Below are 19,987 nucleotides of genomic sequence, written 5' to 3'. Positions count from 1 at the left end.
ACTCACACGGAGAGGGCGTATACTCACCATTTGGTACGTTGCTTGCATGACCATGTTGGAATGCAGATCCGGTTTTTTTAGTCCATAGGTGAGCTGCCCGACGTGTTCGAGGGTTCTAAACGAACATCTTTGACGGCTTTAGTGATGGTGACATGCCTTTGCATGGTCGCCTTTTCTACGTCTGTCCTTGCCTCATCCCGGCCAAATGCCGCGGGTGAGCCTCTTCATGCAGCATGTGTCCAAGCTGTTTCATGGACGTTATCGGCATATATCCTGCCCCTTTTACAGGATTCAACGAAACCGCCAACGGTCATTGATCGCTATGATTCAGGAGACCCGAACAACACAGACCTGCCAAGATATTTTCCCACATCCACGATAAATCGGTACGGGACGAGTCCAGCACAGAGACGAGACCGGACGATTCCTATTCCTAAGGGGTATTCTGCCGTGGGATATGTGGATTCGCTTCTGGATAACGTTACCCTCAGGAAGATGCTTGACGGGGTGGATGTTGGGACGATGGTTCCGATCACCATGGAAGGGTACCTGGCTCAACAGCGTGAGGCAATGGCAAGGAAGCTGAGGGACTCGTCGCTTCTGGCGTATGAAATGAAGAAGCCGATGTCGTCGGCCGAGCTCACAAAGCTTATCGATCAAGCAACAAACATCACTATCCCACTCCCGCCGAATGCCATTTTCGGGATCTTCGGCAAGCCTGAGGTGTCGATCAATGTGAATGGAGAGGTGAACGTACAGGCCGGATGGCGATGGGACACGCAACGTTTGGGTACCGCCTCGGTCCTTGGTCAGACCCAGTCGGCACCGATCTTTAACCAGAACATCCAGGTCAACGTCAGCGGTCGCATCGGCGACAAATTCCGCATGAACGTAGACTGGAACACCCTCAACCAGTTCGAGTTCAATAACCGGTTTAAAGTTGGCTATGAGGGATACGACGACGACATCATCAAACGCGTCGAATTTGGTAATGTGAACCTCGAGACCCAAAGCACCCTTATTGGTGGGGGACAAACGCTCTTTGGTGTCCGGGCCGACTTCCAGTTCGGCCCCCTATACCTCAAGACCATCGCCTCTCAACGTCGCGGCGAACGCAAGATCATCAACGCTCGTGGCGGCTCAGCGCGTCAGATGTTCACCGTGCGCGCCTATGATTACACACGCAATCACTTCTTCCTCGATACTGCGTACATGGCTGTCTGGAGAGCATATTTTCGTTCGACAACCCCAGTTCTTCCTCCATTTGGGGCACCGCTTGTAGTTAAGGGAGACATTGAGGTATGGGAGTCCACAACTGATCTCAGGGAAGTGCAAGCCAACGAGGCAATAGCAATCGCGGACCTTACACCCATTCGTTATGCTCAAGGCGAGCGATATCCGGCAGCAATCAAAAATCAAGAAATCAAGGCTGGTACAGTAGAACGGGGGAGGTTCACTCGTTTGGACAATAAGCGTTTTGAGATCGATTACAATCTTGGAACACTTACAATTCTTAACCTCAGAACTGACCGCTACTATGCTGTTGCTTATCGAACCGACGGTCCCACGACTGACAACACAGACGACTTCAATCATGGGACTCTCACTAGTGATGTAGGGGAGAAGGACACACTGATCCTTAAGCTCATTGCTCGTCCTCAGATGCAGCCGGGATTTACGCTTCTTTGGAAGCGATTGATGAAGAACATCTACAACATCGGTGTTGCAAACGTCAATCCGCAGGATGCCCGAATTGGAATGTGGTACTATCGATCCACAAATGACTCAACGGATGTTCTTGAAGGTGCGCCGGATAAGATCCCAACGATCTTCCGCATTGACCAAGTGAATAACGGAACTGGCGCAGCGCCTCCGGACGGCGCTTTCGATGCCCGTCCTCCCGTGTTCAATTCACAGCGAGGTGAGATCACCTTCCCAAGTCTTGAACCGTTCCGGGAAGGCATTCGCGAGTACTTTGCCTCAAAGGGAAATGCCCAGCTTGCCGAACAGTATGTGTTCAATGAGGTCTATGACACCACCGATGCGGCTGCACGCCTTGTAACAGCTAAGGACAGGTTCCTTCTCGTTGGAGAAGCAGCGGGAACGGCAACCGGCAACAGGATCCCGCTTGCGTATCAGCTTGCACCAGGCAGTGTTCGCGTGACGCTCGACGGCGCGCCGTTGCGTGAAGGAGTGGATTATACGGTTGACTACTATACCGGCACGATGTCCCTTCTGAACGCTCGGGCAACTCTTCCGAATGCCAATCTGAATATCGAATACGAGCAGAACGACATCTTTAATCTCACAACGAGAACGTTGCTCGGTCTGCGTGCCGACATGGTATTGTTCAATAAGCGTCGAATGAACGGTTCGATCGGTATGACGCTTATGAATTATGATCAGGCCGCTATCGTAGACCGCGTGATGCCTGGTCAAGAACCGAACTCGAACTTCATGATGGGCTTCGATGCGAAGTTCAATGCGGAGTTGCCGTGGCTTACGAGAGCATTGGATGCATTGCCTGGTCTCGATACGAAGGAGAAATCTACATGGACGTTCACTGGTGAATGGGCTATGGTGTCGCCTACGCCGAATAAGAGAACGTCAACAGTAGCCAGTGATGCAGGTAAGGCCGTTGCCTATGTTGATGACTTCGAGAGTGCAAGGCGGTACTTGTCGTTCGGCCTCACGCCAACCGTATGGCAACACTCTTCTCCGTCAAAAGATGTGTCATTATGGGACCACGATACCAATGCCGTGAAATTCAAGGGAAAGACGTTTTGGTATCAGAAGTTCGTTCCAGATGTGCCTCAGGCAGACGTGTATCCCAACCGTGCACGCGTTCAGGGTCGAAACAATATCAACCCGATTCGATTGGTCTTTGAACCACGTGAACGTGGTATCTACAATCCTAATCCTGAATTCCTTGATGCAAAGAATCCGCGGTGGAATGATGCGGACTCACTGAATGTTCGTGCAACCACACAGAGCTACATCGAACAGAACAGACCGAAGATCTGGGGCGGTATGCTTCGATTGCTGTCTCCGTTCAATACCAACTTTGACAATGACAACATCGATTACATCGAGATCATGATGAAGATCGATGCATACGAGGCCGGGTCGCGTATGTTCATCGACCTAGGTCAGATCAGCGAAGATGTGATCCCCAATCAGCGTCTCAATACCGAAGACAATCCACCGGCTAACAATCTCATTGATGTTGGCGAAGACCGCGGAATCGATACTCTCACCAACGACCGCGAAAAGGTGGTATATCCCGATCCGCTCAATAGGGAAGCCGACCCTGCCCGTGACGACTACTTCTTTGACTTCAATGCCGACCGTCAGAATCAGAATGAGTCGCAATTCGTTCAATACAACAATTTCGAAGGCAACTCTACACAGTCTGAGCTCGGTCAGTTCCCTGATACCGAGATCCTAAATAAGAACAACGGCCAAACGATCTCCCTTGATAACAGCTATTTCCGATACGAGGTACAGCTTAATCCGAACCCATCAACAAATCCGCAGATCGTTGGTGGTAATCCTCCAGCCGGATGGTTCCTTTTCCGTATCCCTGTACGTCGTCCAGACACTGTTGTCGGAAACCCACTCTTCACGAACATTCAATACGCACGTGTCCACTTCCAGGGTGGAACTGTAAAGGTCTCAATTGCAGACTGGGGAGTTGTTGGATCCTATTGGCTGCGTAATCACCAGTTCCAGCCGAACGTTTCATCAACCGACTCCGTCCTGCAGGTTGCCTATGTGAACCGCGAAGAGAACCAGAGTGCGCCGGACTTCTACACGATGCCTCCGGGTGTTCAGCCCCCTCAACAGCTTCAGAATCCGGACCCATATCAACAGGTCTACCTTAACGAACAATCTCTGGTGATAAAGGCGCGGAACCTACGCTATGGTGAAGAGCGATTTGCAGCTCGCATTTTCCGCCCATGGGATCTGTTCTACTACAAAGAGGTAGCGTTCTTCATCCATGGTGATAATACCATGCCGAGCAGTGTTACAGAAGGTTCAACACCTCCGGCGTACTGCTTTGTGCGATATGGTGTGGACTCAGCCAACTACTACGAGTACCGACGTCCGCTCCTGCGAGGTTGGCAGGACCTGCGTATCGTGATCTCCGACCTTACGGCGATCAAGGAGCGAAGAGATCAAAGTCGGACCACTGAACGGCAAGAGTTCTCTGTGCCCGGAGATCCGCAGGGGATTTTTGCGATCAAGGGTAATCCGATCATGACTCGGGTGACATTCTTTGGTTTCGGCATTGCGAACCCGGCTGAACGATATCCGAATGGGCTGTCAACATCGATGTGGGTGGATGAACTCCGCGTAGTTGAACCCACCAATGATAATGACTGGGCGGGGCTGGCAAGTACTACATTGAAACTCGCAGACGTAGGCGATATCACTGCATCGATCAACCATACAACGCCGAACTACCACCGTCTTGAGGATCGATTCGGGAATCGCATGCAGGCCACGGCGTGGAATGCCACTGTGCAGCTCGGTCTCGAAAAGTTCCTTCCGAAAGAACTCAAAGAGACGCGGATACCGGTGACCTATACTCACACGGAGTTGGCAGAGACACCGAAGTATCAGGCGCAGAATGACGTTGAGCTTGATGCCGCCGCCGCCGCCGCCGCTCAGGATACGTTGGACAAGGGCGGAACTGCTGAGGCTGCTGCTCAGGCATCAGAAAATGTGAAAACACGTTCTCAACGAGTAAGGGTGCAGGATCAGTGGGCAGTTACCGGTCTCAAGTTGGGGATCCCTTCTAAGGCATGGTATCTCGATGACACCTTCAACAAACTCACGTTCAACTTTGCCTATGCACAGGAGTTCGAACGGTCGCAGGTTGTTCAGCAACGTTTTGATTGGAGATGGCGTCTCCGGATCGATTATGCCGTGACACTTCCGGCTAAGTATGACGTAAGCCCCCTAAAATTCCTGACAGAAGTATGGGGCTTGAAAGCATACAAGGACATGAAGATCAACTTCCTTCCGCAGACGATCACGGCCAATCTTGGTATGACCCGTGCTCGGACAACGGAACAATCCAGATTCCTACTCCAGCCTAGCCCGATCATCCGTGAATTCATCGCTGAGAAATCTTTTGGATTCAACTGGCGCCTTGTTGAGAACGGTTTTTTGAGTGCGGTGATCGATTACAAGGTCATCTCTTCTTCCACGCTCGTGCCGCTCGAGATGGATCAGAACGGTCGTCAGCGAACGGGCGGACAGATCGCAGATCAGATGTTCTTCAGCAACGGTCAGCTCTTCAATTTCGGACCTGACAACAACTTCGGTCAGACGATCACGTTTTCGTTCCGCCCTAAACTTCCAGACATTTTTGGTCTGAACCGGTTGTTGGAGACCACGGGCTCTTACAACGTTGTGTATGGAGTGTTCGATCCGCTACAACCGGATCCGGCACAACGTGATGTGGTCCGAACAGCACGGTATACATCGAATTTCCGTTTGAGTCCAGTGTTCCGTTGGCGACAGTTCGGAGCAGAGATGTTCGGCCCGTCTAAAAAAGGGGCTGATGACTTCGGTTCCGTCTTGCAAGACATCTTCTTCGGATTCGAGAACTTCACGTTCACGTTCAATCAGACGAACACAGCCCTCAACAATGGTATCCTCGGCGGAACAGGGATCACCAACCTCTGGGCACGATCATTGACCTTCCGCGATAACGATCCAATGTGGGGTCCGAGCACGCCATATCAACTTGGTCTGATCTCCAACCCGCACGGAGATCTGAATCTTGTGGGCAGTTCTGCCTTCCCATTCTTCAAATTCGAGACAACTGCCGGGGTTCGTCCGTCGAACGCAGTGATGGTTGACGACTACACGCAGCGTTCCACATTCCAGTTCCAAACCAACCGACCCTTGTGGCCGGGAGCTACGTTGGATCTGAACATGCGTACGGATGTTGGATACAGTCGCAATCAACGGGTGGTGACCGATGCTGCAGGCATCCCAACGTTCACGAACATCAATAAGCGCCAGACCCTTGAGCGAAGCTTTATCAGCTTCCCGGATATGCCGTTCGGATTGTTCAATGACAACGTAGAGAACGTGATTACGATCTATAACGGACGAAAGGCCGCCATCGAAGCCGATCCTGACACAGTAGGCAGAAATGCTCGATTGTTAGAGGCATTGGCAACCTCGTTCCGGGAAGGATTCGAATCGTTGGACTTCATCTCCGGTGAGATCGGGCGCGTACTGCCGGCGATCAACTGGACACTTCGTTGGGATGGGATCGAGAAGATCGCGCCATTCCGCGGGATCGCTCAGCGGATCTTCCTTGAACATGCCTATCAGTCCACCTACACCGAGAATGCACGTATCAACGACAACGGTCGCGTGATAGAAGTGCAACAGATCAAGTCCGGGTTTACGCCCCTTATCGGCTTGAATCTCTCCTTTGACGAACGCAGATTGAACGGCCTGCTCACCGCCACCGGCCGGTACAGTGTTACAACAACCCACGGTCTAAATGCCTCTGCCAGAAGTGTGATCTCACGTGAGACGTCCCACGAGATCCAGATACAGGCATCGTATCTCAGAAGGGGAGTATCACTGAAGATCCTTGGTCTCGACCTGCAGAACGACATGGAGTTCACCTTCAACACCCAGATCCGTCGCAATCTCAGGGCTCAATACGACGTAACTGATTTCAAGGGGGCAGACGGGTCTCTTGTTGACGGAACAACCCAGATCATCATCGAACCTCGCGCTAGATACACGATCAGCAATCGCGTTACGGCCTCTGCCTTCTTCCGATACGAAGGAAACTTCAGCGAAGGGGCTGCAAATCCGGGGTTCAGCACCACGCAGGTAGGCCTCGATATAAGGCTGTCCATCTCCGGAGGCAGATAGCGTGGAACGCCCATGAAACATAGGTTTCCCGGAGACGGGGTGGGTTCGTACCTTTGTAGCCCGACTCGAGAACTTCGAGCGGAAATATCACCACTCACGTAGCAGCGTCGAGGGAGTCCGAATAGACATGGGCAAGATCATCGCGGTCGCCAACCAAAAAGGCGGAGTAGGGAAAACAACAACGTCCGTCAACCTTGCAGCGTCGTTGGCTGCCGCAGAGCAGAAGACCCTTCTCGTAGACATCGACCCGCAGGCAAACGCATCACATGGGTATGGCGTAGAAACAGCTCAGCTGGATCGAACGATCTACGAAGTACTCGTTAACGGACTGGCCATTAGCAGTGTGGTCGTCAAAACACAGATGCCAGTCCTCGATCTCGTTCCGTCGCACATCAACCTCGTTGGTGCAGAGATCGAACTTGTTGAGGTGCCGCATCGCGAGCATCTGCTCAAGAAGGTGTTGGACACCATCAAGGATCAGTATGACTTCATCGTCATCGACTGTCCGCCTTCTCTTGGACTTCTTACTTTGAACTCCCTTACAGCTGCCGACTCCGTTCTGGTGCCGGTACAATGTGAGTTCTATGCACTTGAAGGTCTGGGACAATTGCTCAATACGATCTCCATCGTTCGCAGAACAACCAACCCCAATCTCGAGATCGAAGGTGTGCTGCTTACGATGTATGATTCACGGCTTCGGCTTTCTAATCAGGTTGTAGACGAAGTACGACGTCACTTCGAAGACAAAGCGTGTCGCACGATCATCTCTCGGAACGTCCGTCTCTCCGAAGCCCCAAGTCACGGGAAACCGGCACTGTTGTACGACGCGTCAAGTATCGGAGCACAGAACTATCTCGAGCTCGCAACGGAGATCCTCACCAAGAATGGTGTAGTTCCCGGGGCCGTGGCGGAATAATCAAAGGACCACAGCGTGAAGCAAGGGTTAGGACTAGGCAAGGGGATCGGGGCGCTCATACCAAAAGAGTTGCTTCGACCTGAATCAACTGCACAACAGCCGCTTTCCGATGGCTCGGACGAGGTACTCGGTGTTGCCCTCATCGATATTGAGCGGATCAGCACGAACCCCGTTCAACCCCGACATCATTTCGATGAGGGGGCTTTGCAGGAACTCGCACAATCGATCGCCGTCCATGGTGTGATCACTCCGATCACGGTTCGTCCGCACTTTGATGGCTATGAGCTTATCAGCGGGGAACGTCGTCTACGCGCTTCGAAGATGGCTGGCCTTACCTCCATCCCTGCCTACGTGATGAACGTTGGATCGGACGGGCAGATGCTGGAGATCGCTCTTGTTGAGAATCTTCAACGGGAAGACCTTAACCCTCTCGAAGTAGCACTTGGATATCAGCGTCTGATCGAAGAATGTAATCTGCGTCAGGATGACGTAGCGATCAAGGTCGGCAAGGATCGAAGCACGGTAGCCAATTTCCTCCGCTTGCTCAAGCTGCCGCCGGATGCACAGTCAGCCCTTCGTACTCGTCGGATCACCATGGGACATGCCCGCGCACTGCTGGCCCTCTCCTCCGATCATCTTCAACTTGTTGTCCTGCGAGAGATCATTAAGCGCGAACTCTCTGTTCGTAAGACCGAAGCGCTGGTAAAGGATCTCGAGCTGGGTCGCAAGGAGTTGGTCAAGGGCGGAGAGATCAAATCCACAGCCCCTGCGAGCGCGGTACCGCGGACCACGGACAAGGGCGGCCCGTCGAATTCTCTGGCCGATATCGAGAATTCGCTCCGACACCTGTTTGGCACACAAGTCCGTGTTCGTATGAAGGCCGATGATTCCGGATCGGTAGATATCGAGTTCTACTCCTTGGAAGAACTTGAGCGCCTTCTCGACATGATGCTGTCCATGAACGACCAAGGCCCCAACCGATGACAGCCACCATCGTGCATTGTACCGAGTACCGTGTGCGCTATAGTGACACGGATAAGATGGGTGTGGTGTACTATGGGAACTATATGCGGTTGTTTGAGATCGGACGGACGGAGTTACTTCGGTCTGCCGGTCTTCCGTATGCTGAACTGGAGGCAGAAGGCTATCTCATGCCCGTGCTCGAGGCCCATGCGCAGTACCTTTCCCCGGCTCGATATGATGACGTGGTGACCATCGAGACAAGCTACACGATGGAGCATTCGCCGGTGTTAGTTCTGAGATATGAACTTCGGAGAGGATCGGACACACTCGCCAGCGGATGGACACGTCACAGTTTTGTATCGGCCACCGAGTTCAAACCCGTTCGGCCGCCGCGACGTTTTTTCGATGCCATGGCATCGTACAACCAATCTTCTGGCGCATGAAGCTCACACGCATCATCCTCGTACTCGCCTCCGTGATCACACCGGTTTTGGTGAATGCACAAGAGGCCACGATCTTCCCATTCCTTCGCGGCATGATGAGTGCCCGTATGGCAGGATTAGGGGGCTCCACCGTAGCCATGCCCAACGATCCGCAGAATGTTGTCCTCAACCCTGCGGTGTTGCCAACTCTTGAACAGCGTCGCGTTGCAGGCACGTTCATCAAACATGTTCTCGATATCAATGCCGGATATGCCACGTACAATCAAGAGGTAGAGAACCTCGGTACGTTCGCTGTAACGGCCTCGTTCACGAGTTACGGATCGTTCGATCGCGCAGATCAACTAGGATCCGTGACTGGCACCTTCGGTGCGAGTGATGTGGTTTTCGGAGTGTCGTTCGCTCGAGAACTCGATACGCTCATCACCTACGGAGTAACGGCAAAGGTCCTTCATTCGTCATTAGAAGATATGTCGTCCACAGCCTTGGCACTCGATGCCGGACTGTTGTTTCGCTTTCCTGCCCAGCGAACCAATCTAGGTGTGAGCATTCTCAATGTAGGAACGCAGCTCTCTACCTACGATGGAGTGCACGATGCTCTGCCCCTTGACATGAGACTGGGCGTCAATCACCGACTTCGCGGACTCCCACTGCTCGTGAACCTTTCATTGAATCACCTTACCGATGACGTTGAATCGTTTTTCGACAGGTTCTTGAATTTTTCAGTCGGCGGGGAGTTGTATCTTGGGAAGGTAGTCCAGGTTCGTGTCGGATATGACAACTCCACTCGCAATACCAGCTCCGTGAACGTTGCAACACAATTGACCGGTCTCAGTGCAGGCATCGGGCTTGACCTCCCGATGCTCGATTTCGATTATGCCTTGAGTTCACTCGGTGCTTCGGCATTACTTCATCGCGTCAGCGTTGCTGTGAGGATAGACGGATAATGCCCCAGCCGATCCAAATACCGAATGTCGATCTGCTGAAAGAAGCAGAAGACCTCGTTCGTAAGGATCCGTCCCTTGCTATTGAACTGCTTACGCCAATTCTTGCGTCGGCAGACAGTACTCCACTTGACCAAGTACGTGCATTGCTCTTGGTAGCTCGCGGAAGTCTGTTCGTTGGTCGAGTACATGAAGGTGAAGAGTTTGCCCGGCAGGCCCTGACACTGGCAAGACTAAATGGATTGCGCAGATATGAAGGACTGTCTCAGAACGAGATCGGGATCTTCCGTTTTGTTGCCGTAGACTATGAAGGAGCCTTAGGCCATTATGCTGTAGCAGAACAGCTGCTAGTTGATCATGGTACGGAGTTGGATCTGGGCAAGGTCTACCTCAACATGGGGAACGTTTACCACCGCTCGAATGATGAGATCCTCGCCATTCAAATGTATGAGAGGGTACAAGACATTTCAGAGCGTACTGGCGATGTTCTAGCCGAGGCAAAGGTATCGACGAACTTGGCAGGGATGTATGGAAATGTTCTTTATGATAATGACACGGCCATTCGGTATTCACGTCGGGCCATTGAATTGTATGAAAAGCTTGGAGATCTGATCGGATTAGGCAAGGCCTTTGTGAACCTAGCGCATCATTTGCGCGAAAGCGGGCATAGACAAGAGGCCATTGAGTACTACCACAGGTCAAAGGAACTCCGAAGAACGTACGTTGAGCCTTCCGATTTCTTCACGATGTATCGCGGATTGATCGTTGTAACGCTTCAACTTGGGGACTTTGCGAAGGCACGCGAGCTCTTCCGTGAAGCGAATGAACATCCATACGCTCAGCAGAATCTACCAGGGATAGAGTTTCTCAAGGAGGTAGAGGCCTCCATCCTTGTTTGTGAGAAACGATATCCCGAAGCACTTGAGCTCATTGAAGCGATCGAGGTATGGATCAATGAACATCAAGCAGAAGAGATGCGCAGTGAGCTCCTGCGTCTAAAGGCTACCTGCCTGCGTGAGGTTGGAAGAGCCAATGAGGCGATCCTCACGCTGGAGACGCTGCTCACTGATCAGGCTCGTACTACAAAACGCAGGGCTGAACAGCGCCTTGTCCAAATGCGGGCGCATTTCGATCTCGTGCAGGCTCGCACAAATGCAGAAGTAGAGCGTTTGAGAAACGTAGAACTGGCAGCCGCTCTCGAAGAATCAACCCGACTCCAACGTCAGAATGAAGAGTATCTGGCCTTTATGGCTCATGAACTCAAGAGTCCGCTCACAACGATACGATCGATCGCCAACCTCTTGAAGTCCGATCAACGAGTGAGCGACCACGACAGAAGTGTATACAGTTCTGAAGTGTTTGATATCTCAACGCGGATGTTCGACCTGATCAATCAGGTCCTTGAACGAGGAAGAGAATTGGCTCAGAAAGAAGTAAGTAGAGTGGATGTTGCCACCATCTGGGGGCATGTACTTGGCATGTGGAGACACCGTGTCGCAGAGAAGCAGATCACTCTCGAGACATCGTTGATCGACGGGCCGGTCTATGTTTCCGGACCAGAGGGAAGTATCGTCTCCATACTCGACAATTTGATTTCCAATGCTGTAAAATTCTCCAACATCGGGTCTCGCATTGAAGTGTCGACCCGCGGAATCCCGAATACGTCTCAGCCAACGAGCCTCCTTCTCTCGGTTCGAGACCAAGGGCCCGGTCTTACGGCGCTAGATCTCTCCAGACTGTTCACGCCCTTTGGCCAGCTCTCAGCACGTCCTACATCAGGCGAGGATTCAACCGGTCTTGGACTCTTGATCGTTAAGCGTGAAGCAGAAGCACTTGGTGGCAGAGTTTGGTGCGAGAGCATCGCAGGGCAAGGTGCGACCTTCTTCGTTGAACTTCCACTTGCTACAAGCTCGGAACAATCGATCGATGTGAAACGCACGTCATGATGACGTACCGTGGTTTTCATCTGCGTTGGACAATTCCGCTCGCGATCGCATCTATGACGATCTGGGCCGCCTCGCCATCTCCATTCAGCGCACTTGTAGTTCTCTCCGGACTCTGCCTCGTGGTGGTAGCATTCACCTTCCCCTGGGATGATTGGGCTGTAGCACAAGGCGTGTGGGATTTTCCGTCAGACAGGGTCTTGTACCGTGTGCGCCACTTGCCGATCGAAGAGATTTTTTTCTTTGTGATCCAAACCATTCAGGTCGGCGCGTTAACGGCTGCTCTTGCAGCCTATATGCCCAGTACTTCACATGAAGACGTACGATTTGATACACAGACCTTGGTGTCCCTGAGCATCGTGTCATGCGCATGGGTAGGTGCCTGGTTTGTTGCACGTCGATGGAGAAGAGTAACAGTCTCCGTCACGTATGCGTGGCATTTGCTGTTCTGGTTCGCACCAGTGATCATCATGCAATGGGTTTTTGGGTGGCCTATCCTCGGACCACGGACATCGATCATCGTTTTGGCTTCAGTCTCCATCGGAACCATACTTGTCCTTTCGGACATATGGGCTGTGAAACGGGGCATCTGGTTCTTTGATGAGAAACAGATAACCGGGCTCAAGGCCTTCGGCGTGCTCCCGTGGGAGGAGATCGCTTTCTTCTACGTCACAAGTATCCTTGTCTCGCAAAGTACCTTGCTGTTGTTGCCTTCTTCAGCGCGATGACACAATGGGGTGTTTCATTCTCAATCATTGAAACTGTAGAAAACGCATAGGAACATGGAGCACATTCGATTCGATCTCGCAGCCGGTCCTTGGTGGGTGTATATCCTCCTGGTCCTCGTTGCAGCCACCCTGGCCGTTGTCACATACGCCCGGACAAATCCGCCATTGACATCTCTGTCAAAGGGGCTTCTCATTGCCTTGCGTACGTTTGGTCTTGCATGTCTCTTGCTGGTACTCTTTGAACCCTTATTGCGTCTCGTACGCAGTGAGACGAGTACCCCACGTGTAGCCATCGCTCTCGATGTCTCGTCCTCAATGGCGATCAACGATCTCGCAGGAGACAGAGCACAGCAGGCTCGTTCGGCTCTGGATCAACTTAAAGATGGCTTAGGTGAGGGCACAGAGGTATTCTTCTTCGACGAGAGCTTGCGTGAAGCAGGAACAGTGCCGGTCGACTCTATTCGTTTCTCTGGTTTTCGAACGAATATCGCCCATGCGATCAACAGCATCTCGAATAGATCGTTGGATGACCGGTTCGGTGCCATTGTGCTTGTGACGGACGGTAATCACAATGCTGAAGACGTACCCGTTCATGTTGCCGAACGTTCCGGCATGGGCATCTATTCCGTTGGGATCGGCGATACCGTGCCACCTCGTGATATACACGCGGCCAGTATTCTCGTCAATGGCATTGCCGTGGTAGGGGAGCCCCTTCCCATTACCGTTGAGATCGTTCAGTCGAACATGGAAGACCGAGATGTTGATGTGATCTTCGAAGACAACGCTGTTGAGATCGGCAGAGAACGTATCGCGCTGCGCCGATCGATCGGGAAACAGTCCATAACGTTCATATGGACTCCAAAGACTGACGGAATTCGGAAGATCAGCGCACGTATCGTTCCTGTGCAGGGGGAGTTCACCGAAAAGAACAACGTGGTTCAAGACTTTGTAACGGTCCGCAAGGACAAGCGCCGAGTATTGATCGTTGCAGGAGCTCCAAGTCCGGACGTCACGTTTGTCAAGGCGGCTCTTGCACACGATCCATCGGTGACCATCCAGACCTACATCCAAAAGCAGGGATCAGAGTTCTATGAAGGGGCTCTCCCGGCCAATGCACTTGAGGATGTAGAAGCCGTTGTCATGATCGGGTTCCCAACCCAGTCTTCGCCTCGCGACGTAGTTGAACGGATCGCAGCCGCCTGCGCTAAGGGTCGGTCGCTCATGTTCATCCCATCACTTCAAACCGACTACACGAAGTTGGGTTCCTTTGAAAAGGTGCTTCCGTTCCGAGTTGGTGGATCGAGACCGCAGGAGTTCTTGGTGACGCCCGACGTCACACGCGGCGCATCTTCTGATCCAATCATCAAACTCAACGGCACAGAAGCGGACATGGCCGTTTGGAACAATCTTCCACCCATTTATCGAACTGAGACGTTCGTTGAACCAGCGCCAGGTGCCGTAACACTGGCGACCATTCGCGTCGGCAACGCTCCGTTAGATGAGCCCCTTCTCATGAAGAGGGAAGACGGAAACATCCGCTCACTTGCTCTGCTGGGATATGGGATCTATCGTTGGAAGCTGCTTGGCGATGGTCCGGCCACGTCTCGTGGGGGAGCCGTGAGCGATGTCCTGCAGACCTTCATGGGTAACTCCCTTAAGTGGCTCAGTGTTCGTGATGATGCACGGCGAGTCAGGATCAAGAGCACTCATCCGTTCTATGCAGCCGGTGAACGTGTCGGCTTCATCGCCTCGATCCAGGACCAGACCTTTGCCGCGATCGATGATGCTGAGGTGAAGATCGTTGTTGAAGGGGCTTCCGGGCGCCGTGATGTGATCCTGACCGGGCAGGGCAATGGTCGATACGCCTTCGACATCGGCTCGCTTGCCCCAGGTGACTATTCGTATACAGGCACGGCGGTAAGTAGGGGCGTACAGATCGGGACGGACAAAGGCAGATTCACTGTAGGCGATCTAGGGATCGAGGCAGGAGCTTCTGCAAGAAACAGTTCATTGCTCCAGACACTTGCTGCCCGAACAGGCAGCCTTGCAACGTCTCCAACTGATATCGATAGGCTCATCGCTGCCGTTAAAGCTGACCCAAGACTTCGTCCAGTGGCCCGTACTCACGAACGCGAATTACCACTGTACCACCTTCCTTGGCTGATGTTTGCCGGGATCCTTGGATTTTCATTGGAGTGGTTCATCCGCAAACGCAGGGGACTTGTCTAGCAATGGGGCTCCATCTTCCCCTGGAGTTGCAAGACCTTTACACTGAGCGGCGGACAGAGATCCGTCAGCGCCTGGCTGACTTTGCGGCGGTGAAACCTGAAGATCGTTTCTATGAACTGTGCTTTTGCCTGCTAACGCCGCAATCCTCTGCACTCCACGCAGATATGGTCGTGCGCGCACTTAAGTCCGTAAGTTATCAATCGGTTGGGCAGAACGTCTTACATCTTCTGCGCGACCCCGCATGCTACATCAGGTTCCACAACGTAAAACATGCACGGTTGGCAATTGCTCGCAAAGCATGGCCTGAGATCGCCGCAGTGATTGAGAGATCGGACCTTGGCGTTCGCGAACGAAGGGACCTCTTGGCTCAGACTGTGAATGGTTTCGGTCTCAAAGAAGCCAGTCACTTCCTTCGCAATATTGGTGTAAGGGGGCTTGCCATCATAGACCGGCACCTTCTGACCAACCTCGTCCGATGCGGTGTATATGAGTCGATCCCATCATTGGGATCTCCACGAGCGTATCGTGAGGTGGAGGATCGTTATGCTTCTTACTGCGATGTCATCGGGATCGACATGGATGAAGTTGATCTCCTGTTCTGGTGTGCACAAACAGGACACATTTTCAAATAATTTCATTTCACAGACAAATACCGCAAAGTCAGTTGAATCAACAGGTTAAGGTGAACGATAAAGTAGAATATCAAGGTCGGTAGGTAGTACTACGTAAGAAAAAGCTTGACATTAGGTAGAGTTACGCATAAGTTCGCCTCTGTAGACCGTGTGTACGTGTTCTCACGTACGCATTACCACCAATCAGAGGGGAGCCCCCATGGACAGGAACAACAAGCTCGTGATCAGCATTGCAATGATGCTCGTCGTGGCAACATCCTTCCAAATGGCTGCAGCCGGTGGCCTAGAGCCAGTAATGTCTAATAATCTTCCAAGTGTAGCAGCTATCACTACGGTCCGTGATCTCGTCACATCTGGACAAGCTCGATATCAGATCGTTGAACGCAAAGTATTTGCTGAAAGAACTGAGATCGAACTCGTACTTACAGATCAAAAGGGCAACACTATTGGTGGCTATGCTCAACCGTATCTCAACTCAGAGGAAGAAGCCAGGACATTGTGGAAAGACTTCGTTACCGCAAACCTGACAATGTCTGCAATTCCGGATCAGATCTCGATTCGAGAAGAGCGAAAAAGCGAAGCCGAGTCCTTTGCCGTGGCATTCGCTCTGGATCACAGTCCGTCAATGACGATACCACGTGCTATCAGGATGCAAAAAGCAATTCAACAAGCTCTTGCGGCATTCAATTCAAATGACTTTGTATCGGTTGTCAAGTTCACGGGCCGGGTTAATACTGAAGTAGAGCTCACAAATGATAGGTCAGAGTACCTTTCGGAGTTTAAAGTAAATGGACTGAATCTTCGTAGTAATGGAACAGCGATCTATGATGGTGCTATTGAGGCACTTGTGCAATTAGATGCAGCGCCTCAAGCAACGAAGAGAATCTTGATCATCTTCACAGATGGAGAAGACAATTCATCCTCTGCTACCAGTGAAGAAGTGCTCGAATACGCAAAGCGTACGGGAACGATTATTCATACTGTCGTCTATGGTGTCTCTAACGATACTCCTGTCAGTAGACTTTCAACGGAGACCGGTGGGAAAAACTTTCGCTTGACGGACGTATATGAATTCGATCGGGTCTTCTTGGGAATCTATTCCGCCTTGCGTCATTCCTACGTTCTGACGATTAATATGAAGTCAGATCGGGAATTGGAGTCATCGGCTGGTGGTGTTCTTTCAGCAGCCGGAAGTTCCGCCGGGTCGATCAGATCCAATGAAATGATGATCCTTCTTCCGCGAAATCAGGTTGAAGTATCAAAATACTCGACTGATGACGCCCTCGTTATGAACGTAGATCTCTCATTCGATCCTGAAAACGGAGATGTAGCGCCAAATGACATGTTGCTACTGGATTCTGTTGCCACAGTACTTGTTCAGCGAAGTGATGTTGGTCTAGACATCGTATCTGCAACTGCAGCAAACACAGGTTCGCACGAAGAGATTGAGATCTCCCAGAAGCGAGTTCGTTCGATCCGTGATATCCTTATCCGTCGCGGTATCAACCCTGCACGTATCCAGAGCTACGCCAACAAAGCAGCATCTTCCAACCCTATGCTTCAGCGGGTGGCCTCGCCAACGAAGACTACATTTGTCTTCACCAAGCTCTGATCGATCAGCGGCCAAGATCTACACAACGGCCTGTTCGCATTTAGCAGCGAGCGCTTCCGAAGACATACAAACTTGACCTTGAGTACCCTCCGCCAGGAGGGTATTCGTTTTTGTGGCTAAGGCCTCGATGGTACAGAGTATATAGCGCCCCTTGACGGTCGATACACGCGCAGTGATCCGCACCTCTGCTCCGATACCCGCCATTGCTTTGTGCTCAATACTGATCGAGCTGCCGACGGCGTTTTCGCCATCTTCAAAGTAGGGTTCTATGGCTCGTCGGGCCGCTACCTCAGCATGGTAGGCAAGCCAGAATGTTGAGTAGACAGGGTGGATCAGCCTGTCATCGAGTTTGGCCGTCATTTCCGGTGTGACCGTAACCTCAACGACGCCAACTCCATGTTCGATACCAGTCTTCATCTTGCATGTTACGATATGGTTCGCAAACTCGATACCGTACATTTGTCAGATGCGGATCGCACTACATACACTTGGCTGCAAACTGAATTACAGCGAAACGGCCACGGTACGAGATGAGCTCGTTCAACGGGGTCACGTGGTAGTGCCGTTCTCTGAAGAAGCGGACGTACTGTTAGTCAATACCTGTTCGGTTACGGAGAATGCTGATACCGAATGCCGTAAGATCATTCGAAGGGGGCTTCGCACCTCTCCCAATGCATCTGTTGTGATCACCGGGTGCTATGCTCAGTTACAGCCGGAGGAGATCGCCAGCATCGACGGAGTGAAGGCCGTTGTTGGTATGACGCAGAAGTTCAACATCGGTGAGAAGTTGGACGAGATCGTATCGAGCGCTTCGCCACGGATCTATGTTGACGAGATATCAACCGCAACGGTGTTCACCGGGTCGAGAACCGGTCGCGGTGATTCTCGTACACGATCGTTCTTCAAGATCCAGGATGGCTGTGACTATTCGTGTACATTCTGCACAATTCCACTCGCAAGAGGTCCAGCTAGAGCTATGTCGCTTTCAGCAATCCGTCAAGAGCTTGAGTCCATCGCTCGCGAAGGCTACCACGAGGTTGTTCTCTCCGGGATCAATCTTGGCGAATACCGCGGTGAGAACGACGAACGGTTCATTGATGTGTTGAAAATGATCGATGACTATGAGCCACCGTATCGAGTTCGCATATCGTCGATCGAGCCAAATACACTCTCGACAGAGATCATCGATCTGATAGCTGCATCAAAGACGTTTGTCCCGCATCTCCATGTTCCGCTGCAAAGTGGTTCGGCGGATGTGCTACGGAGCATGCGCCGGAGATACAACCCAACAAAGTACCGGGAGATGGCAGCACACGTTGCCTCGACGATGCCACATGCGGCTCTGGGGATAGACGTGATCGTAGGATTCCCGGGCGAAACAGATGAACTGTTTGAAGAGACGGTGACCTTCCTTCAGGGCCTGCCATTCACGTATTTGCATGTGTTCACGTATTCTGAGCGTGAGAATACTCCTGCCAGTTCCATGCCCGGTCACATTGATGTTTCCCTTCGCAGAGCACGCACGCAAAGACTTCGAGCGATGTCCAACGAGCGCACCGCGCGATTCCATACTGAACAGTGTGGCAGCACTCGTGTGATGATCCCGGAAGGGTTCGACCCTGCAACTGGAATGTGGGATGGCTGGACGGAGAATCATGTCTGCGTCAAACTCGAAGCGCCGTCGACCTTGATCAAGAGACCGTATCGCGTTCAATTGCAACGCGTAGAAAATGATGCCGTTCGCGTAGTCCCGCTTGAGACACTCGACCTCAATGCGCCGCCAATTCTCCATGTCCTCAATCAATCGGAACATTCATGAAGATCTTTATCGCTGCTGACATGGAAGGGGCCACCGGGGTGGTCCATCACGACCAACTCATGCCCGATGGAAGGGGCTATGCAGCGGCACAACGACTGCTCACGGGAGATGTGAATGCGGCCATTGATGGCGTGCTTCGCGTGGTTCCGAACGCTACGTTCGTTGTTGGAGACGGACATGGACCGATGCGGAATATCATTCTTCAGGAACTGCATGAGTCGGCAGAGCTCGTTATCGGCTCCGCAAAACCGATCAACAAGCCCCTTTGTCAACTTGAAGGGGTAGATGGGTCGTTTGACCTGGCCTTTATGGTGGGGTATCACAGCAAGGCAGGAACACCTTCCGGACTTTTGGCTCACACGTATATCGGAAGCCTGGTCAGAGAATGGCGACTCAACGGTATTCCGGTGGGTGAAGTGCAGATGAATGCTGCCGTTCTGGGAACGTTCGGAGTACCCGTGGGACTCGTGGTGGGCAACAGCGATCTGGAGGCTGAAGTGCGAACCTGGGACGCAAACGTAGCGTTCGTGTCTACCAAGCGCACGTTAGGTCCAACCGCTGCGATCTGTGCTACACCAGCACGTACACGTTCCTTGATCGCAGATGCTGCTGCTCGTGTCGCTGCAGAGAACATCCGCGCTGCGATATATAACGTAGGTGCCACAAGGATCGAGGTTGACACCTATCGACGTGAACAATGCGACAAGGCATCGACGGAACACGGGATAAGAGTTCTGGGTGATTCTACGATCGTTTCAGAGGCTGCTGATGCAGCTGAAGCCTACCGTCTCATGTGGCGTGCGTGTACAAGGGCATTGGACGAGACGCCGGCATGGCTTGCCTAAG

13 protein-coding genes are annotated in these 19,987 nt (G+C 52.2%); 12 read left to right on the top strand and 1 reads right to left on the bottom strand.

The window, feature by feature from the left end; all coding sequences use genetic code 11:
* Positions 1-162: 162 nt before the first annotated feature.
* The 10 genes from sprA (at position 163) to IPI29_07785 (ending at position 17,322) form a co-directional block, all read left to right on the top strand.
* Positions 163-6,915, top strand: coding sequence for a cell surface protein SprA (gene sprA, locus IPI29_07830; protein MBK7412447.1), 6,753 nt, complete (start codon positions 163-165; stop codon positions 6,913-6,915).
* Between the two features lie 127 nt (positions 6,916-7,042).
* Positions 7,043-7,831 (top strand): ParA family protein, encoded by a 789-nt coding sequence (locus IPI29_07825; protein ID MBK7412446.1) that lies wholly within the window; start codon positions 7,043-7,045, stop codon positions 7,829-7,831.
* Between the two features lie 15 nt (positions 7,832-7,846).
* Entirely contained in the window at positions 7,847-8,815 is a 969-nt protein-coding gene (locus IPI29_07820) for a ParB/RepB/Spo0J family partition protein (GenBank protein MBK7412445.1), read from the top strand.
* On the top strand, positions 8,812-9,237 hold the full coding sequence (locus IPI29_07815; GenBank protein MBK7412444.1) for an acyl-CoA thioesterase: 426 nt from the start codon (positions 8,812-8,814) through the stop codon (positions 9,235-9,237). Before IPI29_07820 ends, IPI29_07815 begins: the two co-directional genes overlap by 4 nt.
* Entirely contained in the window at positions 9,234-10,181 is a 948-nt protein-coding gene (locus tag IPI29_07810; protein ID MBK7412443.1) for a PorV/PorQ family protein, read from the top strand. The genes IPI29_07815 and IPI29_07810 overlap by 4 nt, the downstream gene beginning before the upstream one ends.
* Entirely contained in the window at positions 10,181-12,124 is a 1,944-nt protein-coding gene (locus IPI29_07805; protein MBK7412442.1) for a tetratricopeptide repeat-containing sensor histidine kinase, read from the top strand. The genes IPI29_07810 and IPI29_07805 overlap by 1 nt, the downstream gene beginning before the upstream one ends.
* Positions 12,121-12,849 carry a lycopene cyclase domain-containing protein gene (locus IPI29_07800; GenBank protein ID MBK7412441.1) on the top strand — a complete coding sequence of 243 codons (729 nt, stop codon included), beginning with the start codon at positions 12,121-12,123 and terminating at the stop codon, positions 12,847-12,849. Before IPI29_07805 ends, IPI29_07800 begins: the two co-directional genes overlap by 4 nt.
* A gap of 54 nt (positions 12,850-12,903) precedes the next feature.
* Positions 12,904-15,078 (top strand): VWA domain-containing protein, encoded by a 2,175-nt coding sequence (locus IPI29_07795; protein ID MBK7412440.1) that lies wholly within the window; start codon positions 12,904-12,906, stop codon positions 15,076-15,078.
* Positions 15,079-15,080: 2 nt separating this feature from the next.
* On the top strand, positions 15,081-15,710 hold the full coding sequence (locus IPI29_07790; protein ID MBK7412439.1) for a hypothetical protein: 630 nt from the start codon (positions 15,081-15,083) through the stop codon (positions 15,708-15,710).
* A 199-nt stretch (positions 15,711-15,909) separates the two neighbouring features.
* Entirely contained in the window at positions 15,910-17,322 is a 1,413-nt protein-coding gene (locus IPI29_07785; protein MBK7412438.1) for a VWA domain-containing protein, read from the top strand.
* Between the two features lie 18 nt (positions 17,323-17,340).
* Here the strand turns inward: IPI29_07785 and IPI29_07780 are convergent, their stop codons facing one another.
* Positions 17,341-17,739 (bottom strand): hypothetical protein, encoded by a 399-nt coding sequence (locus tag IPI29_07780; GenBank protein ID MBK7412437.1) that lies wholly within the window; start codon positions 17,737-17,739, stop codon positions 17,341-17,343.
* Between the two features lie 49 nt (positions 17,740-17,788).
* On the opposite strand from IPI29_07780, the gene mtaB reads away from it, so the two are divergent.
* Both mtaB and IPI29_07770 read left to right on the top strand, forming a co-directional pair.
* Positions 17,789-19,141, top strand: coding sequence for a tRNA (N(6)-L-threonylcarbamoyladenosine(37)-C(2))-methylthiotransferase MtaB (mtaB, locus tag IPI29_07775; protein ID MBK7412436.1), 1,353 nt, complete (start codon positions 17,789-17,791; stop codon positions 19,139-19,141).
* Complete coding sequence (locus IPI29_07770; GenBank protein MBK7412435.1) at positions 19,138-19,986, top strand: M55 family metallopeptidase; 849 nt, start codon at positions 19,138-19,140, stop codon at positions 19,984-19,986. The genes mtaB and IPI29_07770 overlap by 4 nt, the downstream gene beginning before the upstream one ends.
* The last annotated feature ends 1 nt before the right edge of the window (position 19,987 follow it).

The sequence above is a fragment of the Ignavibacteria bacterium genome, from assembly GCA_016707005.1.
Classification (GTDB): domain Bacteria; phylum Bacteroidota; class Ignavibacteria; order Kapaibacteriales; family Kapaibacteriaceae; genus UBA10438.
This window is presented reverse-complemented; position numbering and strand designations above follow the sequence as displayed.

Coding starts and splice junctions, on each gene's coding strand:
- sprA (MBK7412447.1), top strand. CDS start 163: ATGGTCGCCTTTTCTACGTCTGTCCTTGCCTCATCCCGGCCAAATGCC.
- IPI29_07825 (MBK7412446.1), top strand. CDS start 7,043: ATGGGCAAGATCATCGCGGTCGCCAACCAAAAAGGCGGAGTAGGGAAA.
- IPI29_07815 (MBK7412444.1), top strand. CDS start 8,812: ATGACAGCCACCATCGTGCATTGTACCGAGTACCGTGTGCGCTATAGT.
- IPI29_07810 (MBK7412443.1), top strand. CDS start 9,234: ATGAAGCTCACACGCATCATCCTCGTACTCGCCTCCGTGATCACACCG.
- IPI29_07805 (MBK7412442.1), top strand. CDS start 10,181: ATGCCCCAGCCGATCCAAATACCGAATGTCGATCTGCTGAAAGAAGCA.
- IPI29_07800 (MBK7412441.1), top strand. CDS start 12,121: ATGATGACGTACCGTGGTTTTCATCTGCGTTGGACAATTCCGCTCGCG.
- IPI29_07795 (MBK7412440.1), top strand. CDS start 12,904: ATGGAGCACATTCGATTCGATCTCGCAGCCGGTCCTTGGTGGGTGTAT.
- IPI29_07790 (MBK7412439.1), top strand. CDS start 15,081: ATGGGGCTCCATCTTCCCCTGGAGTTGCAAGACCTTTACACTGAGCGG.
- IPI29_07785 (MBK7412438.1), top strand. CDS start 15,910: ATGGACAGGAACAACAAGCTCGTGATCAGCATTGCAATGATGCTCGTC.
- IPI29_07780 (MBK7412437.1), bottom strand. CDS start 17,739: ATGAAGACTGGTATCGAACATGGAGTTGGCGTCGTTGAGGTTACGGTC.
- mtaB (MBK7412436.1), top strand. CDS start 17,789: ATGCGGATCGCACTACATACACTTGGCTGCAAACTGAATTACAGCGAA.
- IPI29_07770 (MBK7412435.1), top strand. CDS start 19,138: ATGAAGATCTTTATCGCTGCTGACATGGAAGGGGCCACCGGGGTGGTC.